This window comes from Frigoriflavimonas asaccharolytica (assembly GCF_013294015.1).
In the GTDB taxonomy this organism is placed as follows: Bacteria; Bacteroidota; Bacteroidia; order Flavobacteriales; family Weeksellaceae; genus Frigoriflavimonas; species Frigoriflavimonas asaccharolytica.
This window is the reverse complement of sequence record NZ_JABSNO010000017.1, coordinates 37476-60140: the sequence shown is the minus strand read 5'-3', so window position 1 is coordinate 60140 and position 22665 is coordinate 37476. Positions and strand designations below refer to the sequence as shown.

The following is a 22665-nucleotide window of genomic DNA, read 5'->3' as shown; positions in this document are numbered from 1 at the left end:
AATGACAAAAGAAGATAAAGTATTAGTAATACAAGATATAAAAGACCTTTTGCAGGATGCTAAAAATGTATATATAGCAAATCTGGAAGGGATGAATGCATTGCAAACTTCAAATTTCAGAAGATTAGCATTCAAAGGAAACATTACCATGAAAGTGGTGAAGAACACCTTATTGCAAAAAGCAATGGAAAGTATGGAAGGAGTAGATTACTCCGAAGTATATGCCACTTTGAAAGGCAATACAGCTGTAATGACTTCCGAAATTGCAAACGCACCAGCAAAATTGATGAAAGACTTCAGAAAAAAAGCGGAATATCCTGCTTTGAAATCTGCGGTTTTGGATTCAGTTGTATATGTAGGTGATGATCAATTGGAAACACTAGCAAATATCAAATCTAAAGAAGAGATGATTGGTGAAATCATCGGATTGCTACAATCTCCAATTAGAAATGTACTTTCTGCGTTGCAAAACAAAGAAAACGCATCTGATAAAGCAGAAGAAACTACTGAAGAAGTAGCAACTGAAGCTCCAGCAACAGAAGAAGCAGCTGCTCCAGAAGCAAGCGCAGAAACTCCAGCTGCAGAATAAAAAAAGGATTGAAAATCCAAACGCTGATGGTCTATAGCCAGAAGCTAAAACAGACTCAAAACAAACTCAAATAAATCGTTCAACAAACTAAAAACATTACAAAATGTCAGATTTAAAAAATTTAGCGGAATCGCTAGTAAACTTAACAGTAAAAGACGTAAACGAATTAGCTACTATCCTTAAGGATGAGTACGGAATCGAACCAGCAGCTGCAACAGTAGTAGCAGGTCCTGCAGGTGGTGGAGACGCTGCTGAAGAAAAAACAGAATTCGATGTAATTTTGAAAGCTGCAGGTGCTTCTAAATTAGCAGTTGTGAAATTGGTAAAAGATCTTACTGGTGCAGGCTTGAAAGAAGCTAAAGACATGGTAGATTCTGCTCCAACAGCTATCAAAGAAGCAATCTCTAAAGACGAAGCAGAAGCTTTGAAAAAACAATTAGAAGATGCTGGTGCAGAAGTAGAATTGAAATAATTCTCTCTCACTTAAATTTAAAAGACTTTCTCGCAAGAGAAGGTCTTTTTTTTGGTTAAATAAATTCAATTTCCCGTAGATTTTTAATTATCTATTAATTAAATAGTTTAAAATAGTTAAAAATTACATTATTGAGAAAATACAACTAATAATTTTATAAATAAATTTTATAGTTTTAAAAAAACTTTGTATATTTACGCAAAATTGAATAATCATCTTATTCAACTTTAACACAAAACAAACTTGAAATTAAATCTCTTTTTTGAAGGAGTAAGACTTAGAAAAAGTGGTAGTAAATTATTTACTAAAACTTTCTTTTTTCTCTTATTTGCTCTCTTCTTAATTCCACAGCTCCTTAGTGCAAATGCTATAGGATATAAACCTGTAGACCAAGTAGAAGGAGTTATCTACATTTCTGGTGATGCGGTTATTTTTGACGCTTCCGCAACATCCACAGTTATAGAATTGCCAAAATCTGAAGAAAAGGATTTGGTAAAAGAAGTTTCAGAATTCAAAGTTTTGGAGCAAGAGCTAACTGTTAAAATAGAGGAGAAACCAGCTATTCATATTTCTCATAAAAAAATAAAGTCAAAATTTATTTTTACACCAACAGAACCTAGTCAGAGTATTGCTACTTCTATGAAGTTTAATAATACTATTTCTGTTTTTACCCCTAGTTTTTCCAATAAAACTACAGTAACTAATCATTACACTTTATTTTCAGTTCCAGTGTATGTTTATTTATTAAATATTTACAATGCAGAATTTTCTAAAACTGCAGAACTTTCACAATTCCTATTTTCTCGTCCTCCACCTTTGGTGTAGCTTATTATTTATCAAATTGGTGTAAGTGTTTTGCTGTGCAACTCTTCCAAAACTTTATAGCCACCTTTAATTTAATATTTCAAATTTTCTCAAAAAAAACACTGCAGAAGATTTACCTTCAAATTTTAGCATGTAATTCTCTTAAATCTTCAGTAGATTCTTAAGGGAAGATCATGTACGAATCATTGTTTGATACTGAATGGTAATTTTCTTTAATAAATAGATTCTTAAATATTTTCTGCATTACTTATCTGTCCAAAGATTTCGACAAATTTTAGTTAAACAAACAATCCTATTTTTTATAGGATTAAAGTACAATTGCTCTAAACAAACACTTGCAGCAATTCTACTCTCTAAACTTATAAACATCAAAACATTTTTAAAAACTCAAATATGAAAAACAAATTTTCACACAATTTAAAATCCTATTCCAGTCCATCCTTGGTCTGTTATAAAGGATTTTTAGCTTTACTTGTTTTTGCGATAGGTCTATTTAGCACAATTAGTATTAAAGGTCAATCTAATAACAATACACCAATTTCTAGTTATTACTCCATTGTGGGAGATTATGATTATGAAGTAATTGGTAATTCGGAACTTACAGAAACAGGAGCTTCTAACAACTGTGGGACAGATGCTGCTTCATCTAGAACATTAAGTATTCCTTCAGGAGCTACGATTGTAAAAGCTTATGTGCATTGGTATGGTATGACTAGATATGAAAATGTAGGTTTGAATACTTACATGCCATTAGGTAATATTTCTTTTAAAGCACCGGGAGCTTCTGCTGTAAATTTGAATGCAACTGCAAGACCTGCTTACTCAAGTGTTAATGGAAGCGCAGTGAATTATGAATCTAAAAAAGTAGATGTAACCTCCGAGTTGCAGGCTTTAGCAAATCCAAATGGAACTTACACTGTAGATATCAATGGAGCTTATCCTAGTGCATGTGCTTTGCAACAGGGGAATGCTCGTGCTTGGACTTTAACTGTGGTTTATACTACCACACCCGGAGTTTCTCAAAAAATATATTTGTATGATGGATTGGTAAGTATTTATCAGATAACGAGTACTACAAATGTGTCGGGATATGCAGTCCCAAATTCAGGAAGTACAGCAGGTACTCTTACAGCGGTATTCTTACAAGGCGACCCAGGATTAGCTGGTGAATCTTGCACCATTTCAGATCCTAGTTTTCCTAGTTTTCCAAATGATTTTGGTAATAGTTCTTCTGGTTCTGCTTTAGATATTGATATTCTAACTGGGAATTTCACTCCTGGTTCTACCAGTATGAATATTGTTACTACTACGTTACAAGATTTAGTAATTGAGGCTGAATATGCATTAAAGATTCCCTGCCCTGCACCAGTAATAGATATTCAACCTGCCGCAAATCAAACAGTTTGTAATCCTGCACCTGCCATTCCATTAACTATTGTAGCAAGTGGAGCGGGAACTTTAACATACCAATGGTTTAGAAATACCGTAAATAGCAATACGACAGGTACTGCGATATCTGGTGCTACAAGTTCTACATACACACCTCCAAATTCTGTAAACGGAACGCTTTACTATTATGCGCAAGTTACAGGTGCTTGTGGAAGTCCAACAACTTCTGCCATTTCTGTAGTCACCGTGAATAAAACTACTATTACAGGACAACCTACACCAACACAAACGGTTTGCCAAAATGATGCACCTACAAATTTAAGCGTTACTGCAGTTGGACCAGGACTTACCTATCAATGGTACAGAAATACAACCAATAGTACAACAGGTGGTACATTGATTACAGGTGCTACAGCTGCAACTTACACTCCTTCTACTGCAACGGCAGGTACTCTTTATTATTACGCCGTAGTAACTGGAACTTGTAATAGTGCAACTTCCAATACTGCAACAGTAATTGTAAATGCTGCAACAGTAATTGTTTCTGCATCACCTGCTACACAAACTTTATGTAGAAATGCAACACCTACTAATTTAAGTATTACAGCAACTGGTACTGGTACGCTTTCTTATGCATTATACCGCAATACTACAAATTCTACAACGGGAGGTACTTTAATAGGAACATCTAGTGCTTCTACGTACACACCACCAACCAACGTAGTTGGTACTATATATTACTATGTAATTGTTACAGGAACTTGTGGTACGGCTACATCGGGTGTTTCTGCCGTTAATGTTACTGCTTCTACAGCAATTTCTGCACAACCACAAAGTATACAAACGATTTGCAAAGATAATATACCTGTCAACTTAAGTGTTACAGCATCTGGAACAGGAACTTTATCCTACCAATGGTACAGTAATACCATCAATACTGCAACTGGTGGTATGTTAATTTCTGGCGCTACAACTGCAACTTATACTCCCTCTACTTCTGCAGTAGGAACCAAATATTATTACAGTATTGTATCTGGAACGTGTGGTTCTGTAACATCTACAGTTTCCACCGTAATAGTAACTTCATGCATTTCTACAGCTGCTACATGTTCAAATAATGGTACTTTTGAGAATAGTGCAGATGATTATATGTTTTTTCAGATAGATCCAGCGCAACCAAGTGGTGCAACTACTTATAATGTAACAGCAACTTTTGGTGGAAATCCTGCAACCATTACTTTAATGAATAATAGCGCAGCAACAAATATTAATTATGGGTATGGTACGTATTTAAAAGTGTTAAATGGCAGTTTAGGTTCCGGCGATTTTACAATTATTATTACACCTAATAATGGTGGTGCAGCACAAAATTTAACAATTACAAATACTGGCACTTGTTCTACAATTTGTCTTAGTAACTCTACTGGTAATACAATCACGCAATACTTTTATTCACCATTTTCATTAACTGAAATTAATGGAAGTGCCATCATCCCTAAATTTGATGAAGGTGCAAGCAGAAAACTTACCGCAGTAAAAGTTGATTATGGTATCACCTTCAATGGAGACGTTGATATCACGAATACAAATGCAGCATCTGTAACAGCAAGATTTTCACAAGCTTCAGATTTGACATTTGATTTTGCAGGTTTTTCTGCTCCAGTTTCTCAATTTGTATCGATACAAAATCCTACTTATCCTGCTAGTCAAACTTTTGCTTCTGGTACAACTACATTTCCGTTTAATACAACATATAGTAGTAGTAATACATATACTTCTACTGCTAATTTAGCTAATTTTATAGGAGTTGGATCTGTTCCAAGTTCAGTTACAACATTTACTGGAATTACAATTCAAGGTGGCGGTGGTACCTTAAATAGTTTGTCAAAAACTAAAGCATCTTATTTTTACAAAGTAGAATATACTTACGATTGTTTGTTGGTATGCTACAATGATGCAAATAAAACTGCAGCAGGTGTAGATACCAAACACGGAATTACTTTATTACAAAAAGCTGGTGCAGACAGTGGCAACTGGCCTATGATTAGAAAATCTGGTTTCACAGCCTTAGAATCTAATACAAAAGGTTTTGTAATCACGAGAGCAACAACTACTCAGATTAGTAATATTGTATCTCCACAAGAAGGGATGATGGTATATGATACCGTAGCCAAATGTCTTAAATTATATGATGGCAGCAATTGGAGTTGTTTCGTAACGCCAACTTGTCCATAATAATTACCGTATGATGGGGAAGGATTTGCAAAAAATACTTCCCTATTTTACTAATTAAATTTTTAAACTAAACAAAATGAAAAAAATAATAGCAACACTATTTTTAGCAATAATAAGCGGCGCGAATGCACAAGTAATCATCGGCGGACCAACTGGATCTACAACTGTAAATACTTCTGTATTATTAGATTTTGCAACAGGACTAAATAAAGGAATTATTTTACCTTATGTAAGAACAATGCCAACAGCGCCAACAGAAGGTACGATACTTCTAGATGCGAGTACACCATTAACATCTAGAGTAAAATATTACGCTGGAACCGTGAAAGGATGGGTAGATTTAAGTGGCCAAAGTGCGAATTTAAACAGCAGTACAGTTTTAGCAAATTTTGCAACAGAACAGCCAGCTTCTATCACAGAAACTGCATCTGCAAAAGCCATTATTGGAGCAACAAGCAGTACTGCAGATGGTGTTTTGGTATTAGAATCTACCACCAAAGCGATGATATTACCAATAGTAGCAGATGTGCAAAATATCTTAAGTCCATCCCCAGGAATGATGGTTTATGTAAACAAAGCAGGCGCAAAACGTTTGGCAGTTTACAATGGTAGCAAGTGGAGTTTTTGGAAACCGTAAAGAGGAAGCATTTTTATTAATGGTATTAAAACCAGAAATGCTAAAGCTTCGTATTTAGGATAAAAATCCCCATTTCGGGGATTTTTTATTTAAACGTTTTACCATTAATGCATTAAAATACTGACGAAATTATAACGAAATTATATTTTAAACACAAAATATGAAAAATAAATTAATTTTAATTTTAGCGTTTGTAATCACGCTAAATCTGTATGCCCAAAATGGGTATATCTATGTACACAAAAAAGCAACAAGTGAATTAGCATCTGTAGATTTTTCTTTTAATTTAAAGCAAGGTGCTACCAACATAAAATCATTCAACCTTAATGATCAACCCAATGCACTCAATTCTTTTGATTTGGGAAATAGCCATGGAACTGGAGAAGGCCAATTGTGGGCAGTAGTAAATGATGCGATTTCAAATGGTTCCGTTCATGATGTTACTGGAACATTGTATACGAGAGCTGTAAATGCAACTAATTGGACTGCAACGTCTGTTGTAACAGCTAGGTCTGTTGACGGAATTGGGACAAATTCTGCAGTTTATTCAGATGATATTGGGGCAGTTTATATTTATAATGGAACTAGCTTTTCGAAAATTTGGGAGCCAACTGCACACAGCAATATCAGAATTGTCGACGTTGCTTCTGGTGGAGATGGTAAAACTATAGTTGCCGTAGGAAGTGGAGGTAAAATTTATAAATATACAGGTTCGGGCACTACAGATAGTTGGATTCAGTATTCTTCCGCAACAATTGTTAATGCGATAAGAGCAGATATAAATCCTACACCAACCAATCAAGAAGTTGTTTTTGTATCGAATAATGACACAAATGTTTACAAATTTCCTGGAGATAATACTGCCGCAACTGTTACCATAATTCCAGCACTAACAGATATGATTACAATAGGGTCGTATCAAAAAGATGTCGCGGTAAGTAATGATGGCACAATCTACTCCAACTTTACCAATTCGGAAGGAACAAATGTGGTTTTCGAATACACAGCTGGAGGTGGTTGGATCAATAATGTTAGATCAAGAGGTTTAACTGGTTTAACAGCTGGTGTAGGAAATCAAGTTTGGGGTATTAATAAAGTAAATGCAGATATCATTAAACATACAATATTTAGCAGATTAAACAGTGGGCTTTGGTTAGATGATGAACGATTACGAACCAATGTTGCCAATGGTAATTCAATAATGATACCTGTATCAGCAGGAACATATACTCTATCAGAAATTGATGTCGCGGGATGGAATAATAATAATATTTTAATTTACGATCCTACAACAAACAGCAGTAGTGATGTTTCTACATCTACCGCAACAATAAATGTAGCTGCAGGTGAAGTAGTTCATGTGGTTTATGGAAATGCATTAGAAAATTCTATTGTTTCCCCAAGTTTATGTTCGATAAATAATATTTTGACTTTCGGACAAGGTACTTCTGATTTTGGCCCAGCTATAAGTGGTTTTACTTCTTATCATTATTTAGATCAAGGTTTTGTATCAGATGGTTATTATAGTTTAGCAAAAAATAGCGCAAATTGGACAGGAAATACAACATTGCTTAATCATACTTCTACGGAACCCAATGGATATTTTGCTATTTTCAATGCATCTTACGCAACAGACGATTTTTTTCGGCAGACTGTTACAGGATTATCCATTGGTACTACTTACGATTTTTCATTTTGGGTTGCAGATTTATCTCCCAATGTTCCAATTCGACCGAATATTACTATGGGAATTGCAGATGCTGCAACTGGCGTTTTGTTAAATTCCATAAATACAGGCGATATTTCAACAACTATTTGGAAACAATATACATTTACTTTTACAGCAACTTCCACTGTTGGAGAAATTTTTCTAAAAAATAATTCCATTGGAGGTTCAGGAAACGATTTGGCAATAGATGATGTCACTTTTGCACCTTCTCCAATAGCGCTACCTGCAATTTTGCCTGCAGGTGCATATCTTTGCAGCAGCAAAAGTGTACCAGATACCTACACTTTCTCTAATGGCCAATTAGATGGTGTTTGGAGCACAGATCAGCCAAGCTTATTAAATATTAATTCTGTTACTGGTGTCGCAACAACTATTTATGGGGCAACTGGTACCGCCAACATTATTTATACTTATACAAGTTCCAGCGGATGTACAAGTGTTGTGAAAAATTTAGTAACTGTAGGAAATTGTGTCTGCTACGACGATGCAAATAAAACAGCACCAGGATCAGCCGTTAAACAAGGTGTTACACTGCTGCAAAGAGCAGGAACCGATAATGGCAATTGGCCTATGATTAGAAAATCTGGTTTCACAGCCTTAGAATCTAACACAAAAGGTTTTGTAATTACCAGAGCGACAACTACTGAAATTACAAATATTGTATCTCCACAAGATGGAATGATGGTATATGATACTGTAGCCAAATGTCTTAAATTATATGATGGCAGCACTTGGAGTTGTTTCGTAACGCCAACTTGTCCATAATAATTACCGTACGATGGGGAAGTATTTGCAAAAAATACTTCCCTATTTTACTAATTTAATTTTTAAACTAAACGAAATGAAAAAAATAATAGCAACACTATTTTTAGCAATAATAAGCGGCGCGAATGCACAAGTTGTAATTGGTGGACCAACTGGATCTGCAACTATAAATACATCTGTATTATTAGATTTTGCAACAGGACTAAATAAAGGAATTATTTTGCCTTATGTAAGAACAATTCCAACAGCGCCTACAGAAGGTACGATACTTCTAGATGCGAGCATACCTTTAACCTCTAGAGTAAAATATTACGCCGGAACCGTGAAAGGATGGGTAGACTTAAGTGGTCAAAATGCGAATTTAAATAGCAGTACAGTTTTAGCCAATTTTGCAACAGAACAGCCAGCTTCTATCACAGAATTAGCAAACTCAAAAGCTATCATTGGTGCAACAAGCAGTTCTGCAGATGGCGTTTTGGTATTAGAATCTACCACGAAAGCGATGATTTTACCAATAGTAGCAGATGTACAAAATATCTTAAGTCCATCTCCAGGAATGATGGTTTATGTAAACAAAGCAGGCGCAAAACGTTTGGCAGTTTACAATGGTAGCAAGTGGAGTTTTTGGAAACCGTAATATTAAAGTTTCCATAAAATAATATCTTAAAGAACTAATGTTCTTAAACAATAAAAGAGAAGAATACGTTGTAAAACTATTCTTCTTTTTTTTTGAATCGACATATAATTTGTGATTGTGAAGAAACGATCACAATTAAATATCGGAAAGTAATTTTATTAATTGTTTAATAGAGGAATTAATTATTGAATAATATTTTATATACTCTGTTTTTTTTCATTGTTGTTCGATAAAATCACAAAAAATAAAATTCAAATAGAATTCCTTTTTGAACATTTGAAGCAAAAATTTTCATTGAAAAGTTTTTGGGAGTTAATGAAAACGTTGTAAATATCCAGATTTATTTAGTGTTAAATGTCGATTTGCTTCTTTCAGTCTTTTAAAAGAAACAAAAATGAAGTTGGGCATTTTTAAATAGGGTAATTTTTTGTAAAATATACTCATGGAACAATTTCAATTTTCTAAAATATTTGGCAAACTCAGAGAAATATTTTAGAATAAAGAGACGAAATTTGGAATAATCAACTCTTTTTTAATAGCTTATTTTTTAAATATTGAAAATAAATAAACCTAAAAACTAAAAAAATAATACAGACGAAATATTATTTAATTTTAGATACTTTTTAATCGAACAATAAGGATTTTTTGTATACTTTTGCATCTTTTTAAAATTCTTCAAAAACAATCTTAGAAGCAAAAAATGCCGCTAACTTATAAATATATTTTGGATGAAAATTAGCATTTTTATCGGGCTAAATTTATTATTATAAAAATTTTAATACAGAGTTCAATGAAAATTAGTAAAAAATCTTTTTTTTAAAATATAATAGAGATAATATAAAAGTAAAAGTAATGAATATCAAAATCTTGTCGTTGACTGCAAAGCGTCTAAAAAGCATCCTTATGCTAAGCCTAGTATTGTTTGTTCAATTTAATATAAGTGCACAAGATGTAATTATTGGTTCTAAACCGGGAACTTACAATATTGGTGGAAGTGCTTCTATAGCAGCAGTTGCAAAATTAACAAATCCAGCTAATTTTGGACCTAATGGAATATATAGCCCTTACACAATAAGTACTACTACGATTACTGCACCAATTACGGAAGCAAAAATCAATGCTGCGGGAGTTAAAATATATTGGTCTGGCTACGAACAAAATGCCTCCTATACTGCCGCTGAAATTACAGAATTGACCAATTGGATAAGCAATGGAGGTACAGTTATAGCGGGTTGCGATTCAAATAATTTTTCTCCAGTATGTAGCATTTTAGGATTAACTGTAAATTCAGGAAATAGTAGTGCAGGAACTTCAACTTTTAATTCGAGTTTTTCATCTTGTTTTCCACCAATTACCGGCGGAATTAATAATGGAGGAGGAGCGTTCTCAAGTTTTAGCACGCCACTACCTGCAGGTTTGCAAGTGGTAACAAATGCTGCTACAGAGATTGTAGTATCAACCCCAACTAATATCGGAAAGCCTAGTACTGTATTGGGAAATAGAATATTTGCAACTTCTGATGTCAATATGTTTACAGCAGATAGCAATTGCTGTATATCACCTGGCTCTACAGTAACTACAAATAATGATTTTTTCTTAATGGGAGCAATTTCAAACCTTGCAAGTTTGGCTCTTACGAACAGTTTTTGCGTGTGTCGTAATCTACCTAGTACTGTTGCAGGTGTAGACACTAAACACGGCATCACATTGTTGAAAAGGGCTGGCGAAAGCATATCGTCTCCAGACAATTGGCCAATGGTAAGAAAATCCGCACACACTGCTTTGGAATCTAATACAAAAGGATTGGTAATATCTAGAATGACGACAAATCAAGTAAATCAAATAGCATCTCCACAAGACGGAATGATGGTATATGATACTACTTTAAACTGCTTGAAATTATACGATGGAACAACATGGAGCTGTTTTAATACTCCAACGTGCCCATAAAATTTTACAAAATTTAGAAGAATTTATTTTTGCTTAAATGTAATTAATATCTTCACTTTTAATAATTAAATTGAAATAAAATGAACAAAATATTAACAATCCTAGCACTCGCATTTATCAGTAGTTTAAATGGACAAGTTGTGATTGGCGGTGCAACAGGATCTGCTGGAACAAACAATACATCTGTTCTGCTAGACTTTGCAACTGGGCAAAACAAAGGAATTATTGTACCTTATGTAAGAAACCTTCCTACAGGAGCAGCTCTTGTGCCAGGTTCCATTATATTAGATGCAAGAACAGCCACTGCAGCTAGAATGAGATACTACAATGGTACAACTTGGGTAGATTTAAGTGGGCAAGATGCGGTATTGACAACAGCTTTAACAAGTCAGCCAACAATTGCTTTAGCACCAGAAACTACAAATTCCAAAGCCATCATTGGTGCAACCAGCAGTTCTGCAGATGGTGTATTGGTATTAGAATCTACCACGAAAGCGATGATTTTACCAATGGTAACAGATGTACAAAATATTCCAAGTCCTTCTCCAGGAATGATGGTTTATGTAAACAAAGCGGGCGCAAAACGTTTGGCAGTTTACAATGGAGCTAGATGGTCTTTTTGGAAACCCTAATAGCTATTTGATTAACAAAAATCTCTCACAAAATATAAATGCTAAAACAGTAACTTTTTATTTTGAACTAAAAAATGGAACGTATTTTATAATGCGTTCCATTTTATTTATTACAAAATAGGGGTGATACGGAATTAGAAAATCAACCCTATAAGTTTATATAATTTAATAAAGATAATGGTGATAAAATCGATGAAAATTGATTTTTTTTAAGCCATAAAATCTCATATTTACAATCATTGTAGAATGATAGTCCCGCCTTTCAAGGCATGATTTTCTCAATTAGAATGTCTCGAAAATAAATTCTAAAGTTGGTTCTGCTTTATTTTAAACGACTATTTTACATTCTTGTTTTACCTTTTTCAGTAGATGAATATCTACATGTATTTATCTTATTTTTATATATAAACACTATCTTTGCAATAGGTAATACTTATGTACATCTATTAAAATGATGTATTTTTTGCCAATTTGTGTTATTGTGTTCATTAAATTACATTAAATAATAGCTTATTAATATCAAGATGTCAACTTGGTTCATTTTTAATTAAATGAAAAATACAGAAGTTCTACATCGTAAAATGTAAAGTAATGAATCGAAATTTATTTTCTAATTGTAGCAAAGGTAATTATTGAGTGTTTTTTTTCTCAAATTGAAAAAGATAATAATCTGACCGCTTCTTTTACCAATACATTTTTAAATAGATATGCTAAATCAGCAGCAACTAGAACTGCAGATAAAACAAGCATATTCGTCGCGGATATAATCGGCTTCCGTGGAGATCGAAGTTTACATCTTTCAGGTTTTGTCTCAAAAGAGACTCTATATGAAAACCAAACTCTTTTAATGAGAAATTGGGTGATGCTTTCTCAGGATTTATATTCCATTTTCAATACTAAAAATTCTATTAATTAAGGCAAAATGGCATAAAATGACCTTGCTTTCAAAATGTTTAATCAAACTTCCAAATTTTTTAGCAGTTATCAATAGGCCAATAGGAACCTAATAAAGAAGCTATAAAAAATATTTCAATATTCAATTTAAAACAAAAGACAAAACAAAAATACTTTTATGAAGAAAAATCGATTAATTTTATTTATTTCTGCAATACTGCTGCTGATTAATGCCAGCGTATTTGCACAATCATGTCCCAATACGGTAAGTGCTTCCGTTTCATCCAGTCCCGCAAGTAATACGAATAGTAATAATGGAACGATAACAGTATCTGGATTCAGCACAACGACCATTGTCACAGTGCAATTACTGAGCGGACCTTCAACGGTGCAGCAAAAACCCGCAACAGAGCCTACAATTTTAACTGGTGTTGCTCCTGGAAATTACACAGTTAGATTAATTTGTTCCTTTAACGGTAGTATTGTTTATCAAACTACTAATATAACTGTCGCGGTGAATAATACGCCGCCTTTAAGTAGCGCCGTAGTTACGGCATCTAGAAATTGCTCTAGTGCTGCTGGTGGAAATTTTACGGTTTCTACTGTCACAGGAGGAACAGCGCCGTATCAATATTCTGCAATATTATCTGCTAATCCAAATTATCCAGATGCTTCTAGTGTTTACAGTACAAATCCTAGTATCAATGTGAATGCTTTTGGAACGTATCAGGTTAGAGTAAAAGATGCAAACGGAACTTTCATCACTTATACAAGATCAATTACAGCTGTTTCGGCTGCAGTTTCTTCTACACCAAATACTTGTGGAGGAAATGGAGCTATTTCGGTATCTGGTTTTAGTGATACTTCTGGTGTAAGCGTGCAATTATTAAATGGTGGTTCGGTAGTGGAAACAAAAGTTGCTACAGATCCTACAGGTTTCACAGGTTTGGCTGCAGGAAATTATCAAATTAAATTGGTTTGCTCTAGCAATACCAGTGGAGTGTACCAAACAACAAACATTACTGTTGCAGAAAATTATGTTCCTATTACCAATGCACCAATTTCTGTCACAAATAATTGTAGTAATAGTGATGGTGGTACCTTTGGTATCGGGCCAATTACGGGAGGAACTGCACCATATCAATATTCAGCAATCCTTTCCGGAAATCCAAATTATAATGATTCTTCAAGTTCTTATGGTAGTAATGCGAATATAGCTGTAAATGCATATGGTACTTATCAAATTAGAATAAAAGATGCTTGTGGGCAGTTTGTAACGTATACAAGAACCATCGATCCAATAAGTGCGACAATCGCTTCAACTCCAAATACTTGTGCAAGCAACGGAACCGTAGTGGTATCAAACTACAGTTCCACAACGAATGTTGCGGCACAATTACTAAGTGGTGGTATTGTAATACAGCAAATAGCTACTGTTACAGATCCTACAACATTTGCAAATTTAAGTGCAGGAAATTATAAAGTAAGGCTGGTTTGCTCGCTTAATAATAATATAAAATATCAAACTACTAATATTACGGTAGCAGAAAGTTACGTACCTATTAGTAATGCTGTGGTAGCATCATCTAATGTTTGTACTTCATTCGCACCAGGAGGAACTGTAAATATTTCTTCTATCACAGGTGGTAATGCACCATATCAATATTCTGCATATTTATCTTCAGATCCTGCATATGACGATACATTAAGCAATTATGGCAATAGTCCTAATGTAAATGTTTCTGCATTTGGAGAATACCAAGTAAGGGTAAAAGATGCTTGTGGAAATTTCAAAACTTTTAGAATAGTTTTAAAAGAGACGGTGAGTCCAGTTGCTTTTACTTGGAGTCCTAAAGCAATTTGTGGAAGTACTACACAAGCTACCGCTAATGGAATGAATATTTCTAGCTATTTGCCAAACGGATTACAATTGGAAATACGTGCAGATAATGCGAGTGGCGCAATTTTGTACAATGGAATTTATACAGGAGCGCCGTTTACTTATACTATGTCTGCTAGTCATTCTTATTATGTGAAAACTACAACAGCTTGTGGCCAAGTGACTATAGCTACAAATAATTTGGTAACTAAAGAAATTTTTGAATTTACATCTACGCCTACATCATCTTTATGTGGCCCAGATGAAGGAATGGTGATAACAACAAGTTTCTCTGGACAAACATTTTGGAATTTCCCTGTGAATGTAGTGGTTAGAAATAGCGGAAATACGATTGTAGATTCACAAAGTGCAAATGAAGGTGGTACAGTAACCACACCTAAATTACCATTCGGTACTTATACTGTAACATCTACAGACGTCTGTGGAAATACATTAACTAAAACCGTTACCACTGCTCAAAATTTAGGAAACCCAGTAGTTTCTATTCAAAGTTATCCTAAAACAGTTTGTGATTTTGAAGTTGATAAGGTGAATGTAGTTTTAACCATAACTGGATATATGCCAGATGTTGCTAATTCTAATTTAACCATTCTTAGTGGACCTTCTCAAGTAGGTGTTGCTGGTACTTATTCCAATTTCACATGGACGTGGACTAATCTTGTTCCAGGAAATTATGTTTTTAGAGCCATTAATTGTGGAATAATAAGAGATTACCCACTTACATTAGTAGCTGCAGGAAACACTTTGCAACAAACACTTTCTTCTGTAGGTAGATCTTTTTGCTCTGGCGGTGGAGAAATAAATTCAACTGTTGTTTACAATGGAGGAAATACGAAAGTTATAGAGGTATTAAATTTAGCAGGTACTGTAGTTTATTTTAATAGTACAGGAAACTTTACAGATATTCCAGTGGGAACTTATACTACAAGAATGCTCATTCAAAAATGTAATGATCCTGCTCAATATTATTTTATACCAGGTAGTATGGTCACAATTACAGATTCTACCACTGGTCCGCAAATTAGCGGTGCTACAGGAATTATCTGTGAGGATGCGAGTGGAAATCCTCTATCAACTGGTTCAGCTTATCTGAATTTAGTAGGAGTTCAGCCTTTTAAAGTGAGTTATAAACTTGCAAGTGCTTCAACTTTCACGGTGATTAATAATGCATCTCCAAATCTTGTGGTTCCAAATTTAATTGCAAATGAAGCTTATAACTTCGTGTTAGTAGATGCTTGTGGAGGACAGGATATCAACAATTTTACATTAAATTCTATAGGAACAATTACTACGAGTTCTGCGGCTCAACCATGTTATGGATCACCTTATAATGTTTCTGTACCACAGTTCGCTGGTGCAAGTTATGAATGGACTAATCCGCTTGGAGTAGTAGTTTCAAATACCAATGCTTATTCCGTTTCCAATTTTAATCCAACTTTAGATGGTACTTACACTTGTAAAATAGATTGGGGAGGTTGCGTAACAAGATTTGTAACGGTAACTTTAGATGGTAATCTTTGTGGGCAACCTACAAATGTTTGTTATGATTTGCCAGCAACAACTGCAACAGGTCCTGATACTCAGCATGGTATTACTTTACTGCAAAGAGCAGGTGCAGACAATGGCAACTGGCCAATGGTGAGAAAATCTGCACACACAGCTTTAGAATCTAACACAAAAGGTTTTGTAATTACAAGAATTGCTAAAATAAATTTAGTTAATATTACAGACCCAGAAGAGGGAATGATGGTATATGATACTACCGATAAATGTTTGAAAATATTTAATGGTGCTGCTTGGTCTTGTTTCACAAATCCAGCTTGTCCATAATATAATGTGATATTATGAGAAGGTGTTTTTTTATAAAATACCTTCTCTTATTTAACTATTTAAAAAAGATATACAATGAAAAAATTAATATTAACGATATTTTTAGCAACAATAAGTTTTGCAAATGCGCAAGTAATCATCGGAGATGCTGTAGGAACTGCAACCGTAAAAACTTCCGTATTGTTGGAATTTGCAGCCGGCCAAAATAAAGGTATTATTTTACCTTATGTACGGGTATTGCCTGTAGCTCCAACAGAAGGAACCATTTTGTTGGATGCAAGCAATCCAAATGCTGCAAGAATGAAATACTACAATGGTACTTGGAAAGATTTAAGCGGTCAAGATGCAGATGTAACCGCTGCTTTAGCAGATCAGCCAATATCTATCACAGAAACTGGAAAAAGTATTATAGGCGCAACTACAAGTACAGCAGATGGTGTCTTGGTTTTAGAATCTGCCACAAAAGCCATGGTTCTACCTACTGTAAGCAATGTGCAAGATGTACCAAATCCATCTCCAGGTATGATGGTTTACATAAACAGATTGGGTGGGAAAAGACTCGCCGTTTTTAATGGAGCAAAATGGTCTTATTGGGCTCCGTAATGATAAGATAATACAATTGAGATAATAGAAAAGTAGAAATAATAGTACTTTTTTCAACAAAAACCGATTCACTTCTGAGTCGGTTTTTTGTTGTTTCATTAAATAGACTAATGTATTGATTTGTAGATATATGTCTACAAAAATAAAGGTAATTACAGAGTTCCTTGCATGAATCTTGCAAATATCAAAATACAAAAGAGCAAATAAGAGAATACTAATAAATACCAATTTGATAAAATTGAAACCTTTAAAATTTAATTATAAGTAATTGATAATCGTGTTTAAATACAATCATAGGTAAGATTAATTAATTAAGGTTTTCTCCATAATTAAAAGGATGTAAATTCTTGAATTATAAAAAATGATGAGGTTTATATAGTAAATAATAGGTTGAACCAAATAAACAAATTGTTGCTAAATATGAGACATAATGTTTAAAAAAAGAACAAATTATTAAAACACCAAAAAAGTAGAGAGTTTTGCATATATTTTATTTTTTGTCATTTGTTTTAATAATTAATCATTTTTGAATTATTTGTAATTTTAGTCGTATTTATTTATTAATTTATAAAAAATAATGGTATAAATTGGGTTCTAATTTACGAAATTAGCAATTATTATACTTTTACTACATTTGCGGCGCGATTAATTATTCGCAATTATAACCATATAAAATAAATTTGAAAAAAATTTTACTTTTATTAACATCAATCTCTAATATTACATCGCGTAGATTTTCTACACGCTTTTTCGCATTCTGTTTTTTAATTTTTTCAGTATCATCCTATTCGGCAAAAGAAAACCCACAATTACCACAATCCGAGGAGAACGGGATTCAAATTTCTAGTGACGTGACAATTGTTGGAGAATCTTATTATTATGCAGATACAATCTCTCATATAAAAAGAATTGAAAAAACAATAATCGCTAAAACTTCGAAAAAAGCCAAAATAAAATCTAATAATGCAGATGGTAAAAAAGCTACGAAAGGTAAAGAAGCAAAACAGCTACAAACTAAAACACTGCGCACGCTACTTTATATAAAAGATGCTGAATTGCAAAACGATCTTTTAACCAGATATAAATTTGGAAAATTTAATACGATTGTTAATTGTAAAAAATTCTCAATAAAAGAAAGTTCTTTTCAGGTTAATATTGAAGATGGAACCTTTTGCTTAGAAAAACATAAATTCTTAAATAAATTTTTTAATCTACAAACGAAAGTTGTGCAATGGTTTTCTCTACGAGCGCCACCAAATTATTTTATTTGAAAAAATAGCAACACACAATAAAACAAATTCAAAGAAAATTGAATCAAAAAATTAAAAAAATGCAAAATATATTATATATTCTAAAAAAGAAAAACGCAGTATTTCTGCTTCTTTTCGCACTATTTTTTACGAGTGCTCAGCAAAATTCACCGAGTATACAATCTGGAGTAACATTCCAGTGGGAAGACTCTCAAATAGTTAATGGTACGCCAAATAATAATTTGCCTGCAACGATAAAAAGTTTTACGGTAAATGGTAAAGTGTATTCTTTATTTACTGTTCCTACTGGATATCAATTGACAAATTTGGGACCTAATGGTCATGATGCAAATGCCATTAAAAGAAATAACGGTTTAAGTGATATTAACGGAAGTGGACCTACACCAATTCCTTTCGTAGGCGATTACGGTAGCGCAACTTGGAACTCTGAGGCTTTATCAGCTTTTCAAAGTAAAAATTTAAATTATTATTTTACATCTAGCAGTAATGGCGTAAATCTTTGCAATGATTTTCCTGCAGTACATGCAAATACCACTACGCAAAGGCAAACATTATTTTATAGTCCTGCAATTCCTTCTAATAGCGGAGGTATCATTGCCATCACAGAAAGAAATGCCAACAATTGTTTTCATATAGAAGTTTTTGGTATTCCGGCAGGAGGAGGTGCAGAGCAATCTCTAGGAGAAACTTTTGTAAATCCAACTTCTACGCTATTTGGACATGGAGGTACAGGTAGTAGCAGTAGTTTAGGTACAGTAGGAGCTGTGAATGTTCCAAATGCTAATTCAGATTATTATTTGGTAGATCGTGTTTTAGAAACGAATGGAACTATCGGTATCGCTTTATTTTATTTAGATTCTGTTGCTCCTACAGGTTCAAGCGTTACCAAAGTTCAAATTACAGCTGCAACATCAGATCATGGTGATGGTAAATTTTTCATACTGCAGTCTTATGCAGTAAATGATAATTTTGAAGCTCCTAAAGATAATATTTATTCAGGAAATGTAGCAACAAATGATTCTGCCCCGGCAAATTCTATCTACAGTCTAGTAAGTGGTACAGGACCGACAAGTGGTACTTTGGCATTCAATCCCAATGGTACTTTTCAATTTACTCCTGCTACAAATTTTGTAGGTACTGTTTCATTTCAGTATCAATTATGCCTACCGAATCAAACAGTTTGTGATACTGCAACGGTTAATATCACAGTTGTACAAGATACAGACGGAGATGGAATTTCTGATATTAATGATATTGATGATGATAATGATGGTATTTTAGATACGGTAGAATGTCCGTCTATTGCAGGTGTTATTGCACCGCAATCAGATGCTATCACCTTTCAATCGAATGGCTATGAGGTCTTCGTTGTTGGAAACAATACGAATGCGCAAGGATATATAGAATCCGGTTTCCAAAGAGCAGCATTAAATAAAGGTCTTCAATTAGCAGTTTTAGATAGCAATGAATTTACAGCTACAGGAAACACAGGTCCTGGTTCAGCTTCTGCAAGTACAGTATCATTTGCCAATGGTAATATGACTTATGAGGCGAGCTATGCTACGCCAACTAATAATGACGAGTTTAGAACGACCACTGATAATGTATTTATTTCAGGAAATGCAGGAACTGGTGCACTTGGAGCTTTTGTATTTCCTTACCAATCTGGTGTAGCTGGAGATAGTTATACGGTAACTGTTAATTTTACAAATCCCGTAAAAGCTTTTAGTTTTGATTTAGTAGATATATTTGACACTTTAACCAGTGGAGACCCTAAAAGTACTTACGAAGTCCAAGTAAATGGAGTTGTAGTTACCGGTGTGAATGGTTTTTTCCTAGGAGATGATTTATCTGGAGATTTAACTCTTCGCAATGGTGCTGGTGCAACTATGGGATCCATAATAGCTGGTAACAATATAGAAGATACATTTGGTTTTATATCAAATACGCCAATCACTCAAGTTAAAATTGTACACAGATTAGAAAGTGGAACAATAGTTTCTACAGCAAGAGATCCACATGGAATAGACAATTTTGTATATAGTATCGGAATTTGCGATATAGATGGCGATGGAATTCCAAATCATCTAGACCTAGATTCAGATAACGATGGTTGCCCAGATGCTGGAGAAGGCGGTGCAAAAATTCCAAAAACGTCATTACTTACAGCAGCGGGAGAGCTACAAGGTGGAAATGGTGTAAATCCTACAACACCACCTACAAATGGAACTTTCAACCAAGCTGTTTTGCAAAATATTTGTACAACATGCGTTAATGCGCAAGGTTTGCCGCAATTTACTACCTTACCTACAGGATATAGCAATACTACGGGTCAAACGTTAGGTTCTTCTACAAACACCTTGATTAATGCATGTTTCTGCTACAATCCTTCTAACACTTTAGCAACAGGTGTAGATGCCAAACATGGAATTACAATGTTGAAAAGAGCTGGCGAAAGTCCAGGTTCTCTAGATAATTGGCCAATGGCAAGAAAATCTGCACACACAGTTTTGGAATCGAACGTGAAAGGATTTGTAATAACTAGAATGACAACTGCACAAATTACCGCCATTGTTTCTCCGCAAGACGGGATGATGGTATACGATACCACCGTTAATTGTTTGAAATTGTACGACGGAACAGTATGGAGTTGTTTCCAAACGCCAACTTGCCCGTAATCTTGTAAAACATTAGAAGAAGGTATTTATAATTAAATGTTACAAATACCTTCATTTTTAATCATTAATTTAAAATAAAATGAACAAAATATTAACGATACTCGCACTCACGATTGTAGGTGGTATAAACGCCCAAGTAATCTTAGGAGATGCGACAGGAACAGCGGCAGTAAAAACCTCTGTTTTATTAGAATTTGCAGCCGGCCAAAACAAAGGGATCATTGTACCTTATGTAAGAACACTACCAACTGGAGCAGCTTTGGTACCAGGTTCCATTATACTAGATGCAACTACAGCTGCAACAGCTAGAATGAAATACTACAACGGAACCACTTGGGTAGATTTGAGCGGGCAAGATGCCGTATTAACCACAATCTTGACAAGTCAGCCAACAGCAGCAATAGCACCAGAAACAGCAAACTCAAAAGCTATCATTGGTGCAACAAGCAGTTCTGCAGATGGCGTTTTGGTATTAGAATCTACCACCAAAGCGATGATTTTACCAATAGTAGCAGATGTACAAAATATCTTAAGTCCATCTCCAGGAATGATGGTTTATGTAAACAAAGCAGGCGCAAAACGTTTGGCAGTTTACAATGGTAGCAAGTGGAGTTTTTGGAAACCGTAAGAATTTAATGAAACAATTTAATAAGTCACTTCGAAAGGAGTGATTTTTTTTGTTAATTTAAATTTATATGTGAAGAAAAATACATCAATCTTTGATGCAATAAGCTGTATTAAAAATGCTTACATTTTTTTATTTTATTTATACTTCATAATTTTTATGTAAATTTACATAATAACAATTTTAATGAAAAGCATAACGCTTTACCTCTCTACTCACAAGTTGCTTTTGCTGCGGAGGTTCATTCTCGTTTTTTATTCTAATTTGCATCTTCTTGCAATATTCAAAAAAAAATGTTTGTTAGACTACACAAATCAAAATACTAGAAGTGTTTTTGGGATGAAATCTTCCATAAGAGTGTTTTCCTTTCTTTTTTTAATGAATTTTTCCATGTCTTTTGCTCAAATTTTTATTTCAGGCGATGCAAAGATTATTGTGCAGGGAAAAAAAACAGAAGCGAAAAACGCAGAAGCAAAAAAAGCTATTTCAACAGAAAACGCTGAGCTCAAGAATGTTGCAAATGTGTATCTTGCTGGCAATGCAAAAATGATAATTGAAGAAGAAACATCCTATATCAAGGCGTCTTATACAATTGAGAAAATAGCAGCTACAGAAAAAAAATCTAATAAATTTGGCAAAAAATCTCTAGCATCAGAAATTCAACAAATAAAACAAAAAGAGCAAGAAGCACTAGAAAAACAGCAAAAGCATGTTGCTGAAACCGCTCATTTTGCTACATTCAACCATCCAATTTCTTCAGATTTAAACCCTTCCACTAGAAAAAGAAATATAGAAGCTATTGGAAATGGTATATCTTCTTCCGTGAAATTTCAGAAAGCAATTTTTGCAAATTCTCATATTTACGGTGGATTTGAAGAAAAAGAGAAGCAAAAATTCTATGCCTCATTTCTGTATTTACCATTTCATAAATACGGTAATTCATCATCTCGTGCACCACCATTTTTTGTTATTTCATGAAGTGTACTTATGTAGTCTTAATAGGA

At 34.1% G+C, this 22665-nt stretch carries 15 protein-coding genes; all 15 read left to right on the top strand.

Going from position 1 to position 22665, the window contains the following annotated elements:
• Nucleotide 1: 1 nt before the first annotated feature.
• Nucleotides 2–589 carry a 50S ribosomal protein L10 gene (gene rplJ, locus HNQ03_RS11135; RefSeq protein ID WP_173779761.1) on the top strand — a complete coding sequence of 196 codons (588 nt, stop codon included), beginning with the start codon at nt 2–4 and terminating at the stop codon, nt 587–589.
• Between the two features lie 103 nt (nt 590–692).
• Nucleotides 693–1061, top strand: coding sequence for a 50S ribosomal protein L7/L12 (gene rplL, locus HNQ03_RS11130; RefSeq protein WP_173779760.1), 369 nt, complete (start codon nt 693–695; stop codon nt 1059–1061).
• A 243-nt stretch (nt 1062–1304) separates the two neighbouring features.
• Nucleotides 1305–1886, top strand: a complete 582-nt coding sequence (locus tag HNQ03_RS11125) for a hypothetical protein (RefSeq protein WP_173779759.1) — start codon at nt 1305–1307, stop codon at nt 1884–1886.
• A gap of 393 nt (nt 1887–2279) precedes the next feature.
• Nucleotides 2280–5510, top strand: coding sequence for an Ig-like domain-containing protein (locus tag HNQ03_RS11120; RefSeq protein WP_173779758.1), 3231 nt, complete (start codon nt 2280–2282; stop codon nt 5508–5510).
• Nucleotides 5511–5586: 76 nt separating this feature from the next.
• The gene (locus tag HNQ03_RS11115) at nt 5587–6147 is read left to right on the top strand and encodes a hypothetical protein (RefSeq protein ID WP_173779757.1); all 561 of its coding nucleotides are present in this window, start codon (nt 5587–5589) and stop codon (nt 6145–6147) included.
• Between the two features lie 160 nt (nt 6148–6307).
• Complete coding sequence (locus tag HNQ03_RS11110) at nt 6308–8641, top strand: carbohydrate binding domain-containing protein (RefSeq protein ID WP_173779756.1); 2334 nt, start codon at nt 6308–6310, stop codon at nt 8639–8641.
• A 76-nt stretch (nt 8642–8717) separates the two neighbouring features.
• Nucleotides 8718–9278, top strand: coding sequence for a hypothetical protein (locus HNQ03_RS11105; RefSeq protein WP_173779755.1), 561 nt, complete (start codon nt 8718–8720; stop codon nt 9276–9278).
• A 903-nt stretch (nt 9279–10181) separates the two neighbouring features.
• Nucleotides 10182–11228, top strand: coding sequence for a hypothetical protein (locus tag HNQ03_RS11100; RefSeq protein ID WP_173779754.1), 1047 nt, complete (start codon nt 10182–10184; stop codon nt 11226–11228).
• Nucleotides 11229–11308: 80 nt separating this feature from the next.
• A complete protein-coding gene (locus tag HNQ03_RS11095) occupies nt 11309–11860 on the top strand; it encodes a hypothetical protein (RefSeq protein ID WP_173779753.1) in 552 nt (183 codons plus the stop codon).
• 1072 nt (nt 11861–12932) lie between these two features.
• Nucleotides 12933–16484, top strand: a complete 3552-nt coding sequence (locus HNQ03_RS11090) for a hypothetical protein (protein WP_173779752.1) — start codon at nt 12933–12935, stop codon at nt 16482–16484.
• A gap of 75 nt (nt 16485–16559) precedes the next feature.
• Nucleotides 16560–17087, top strand: coding sequence for a hypothetical protein (locus HNQ03_RS11085; RefSeq protein WP_173779751.1), 528 nt, complete (start codon nt 16560–16562; stop codon nt 17085–17087).
• 851 nt (nt 17088–17938) lie between these two features.
• Nucleotides 17939–18358: a hypothetical protein gene (locus HNQ03_RS11080; protein ID WP_226927498.1), complete on the top strand. Its 420-nt coding sequence runs from the start codon at nt 17939–17941 to the stop codon at nt 18356–18358.
• A gap of 59 nt (nt 18359–18417) precedes the next feature.
• Nucleotides 18418–21036, top strand: a complete 2619-nt coding sequence (locus tag HNQ03_RS11075; protein ID WP_173779749.1) for an Ig-like domain-containing protein — start codon at nt 18418–18420, stop codon at nt 21034–21036.
• 79 nt (nt 21037–21115) lie between these two features.
• Nucleotides 21116–21664: a hypothetical protein gene (locus HNQ03_RS11070; RefSeq protein WP_173779748.1), complete on the top strand. Its 549-nt coding sequence runs from the start codon at nt 21116–21118 to the stop codon at nt 21662–21664.
• Nucleotides 21665–21958: 294 nt separating this feature from the next.
• Nucleotides 21959–22639, top strand: coding sequence for a hypothetical protein (locus tag HNQ03_RS11065; RefSeq protein WP_173779747.1), 681 nt, complete (start codon nt 21959–21961; stop codon nt 22637–22639).
• The last annotated feature ends 26 nt before the right edge of the window (nt 22640–22665 follow it).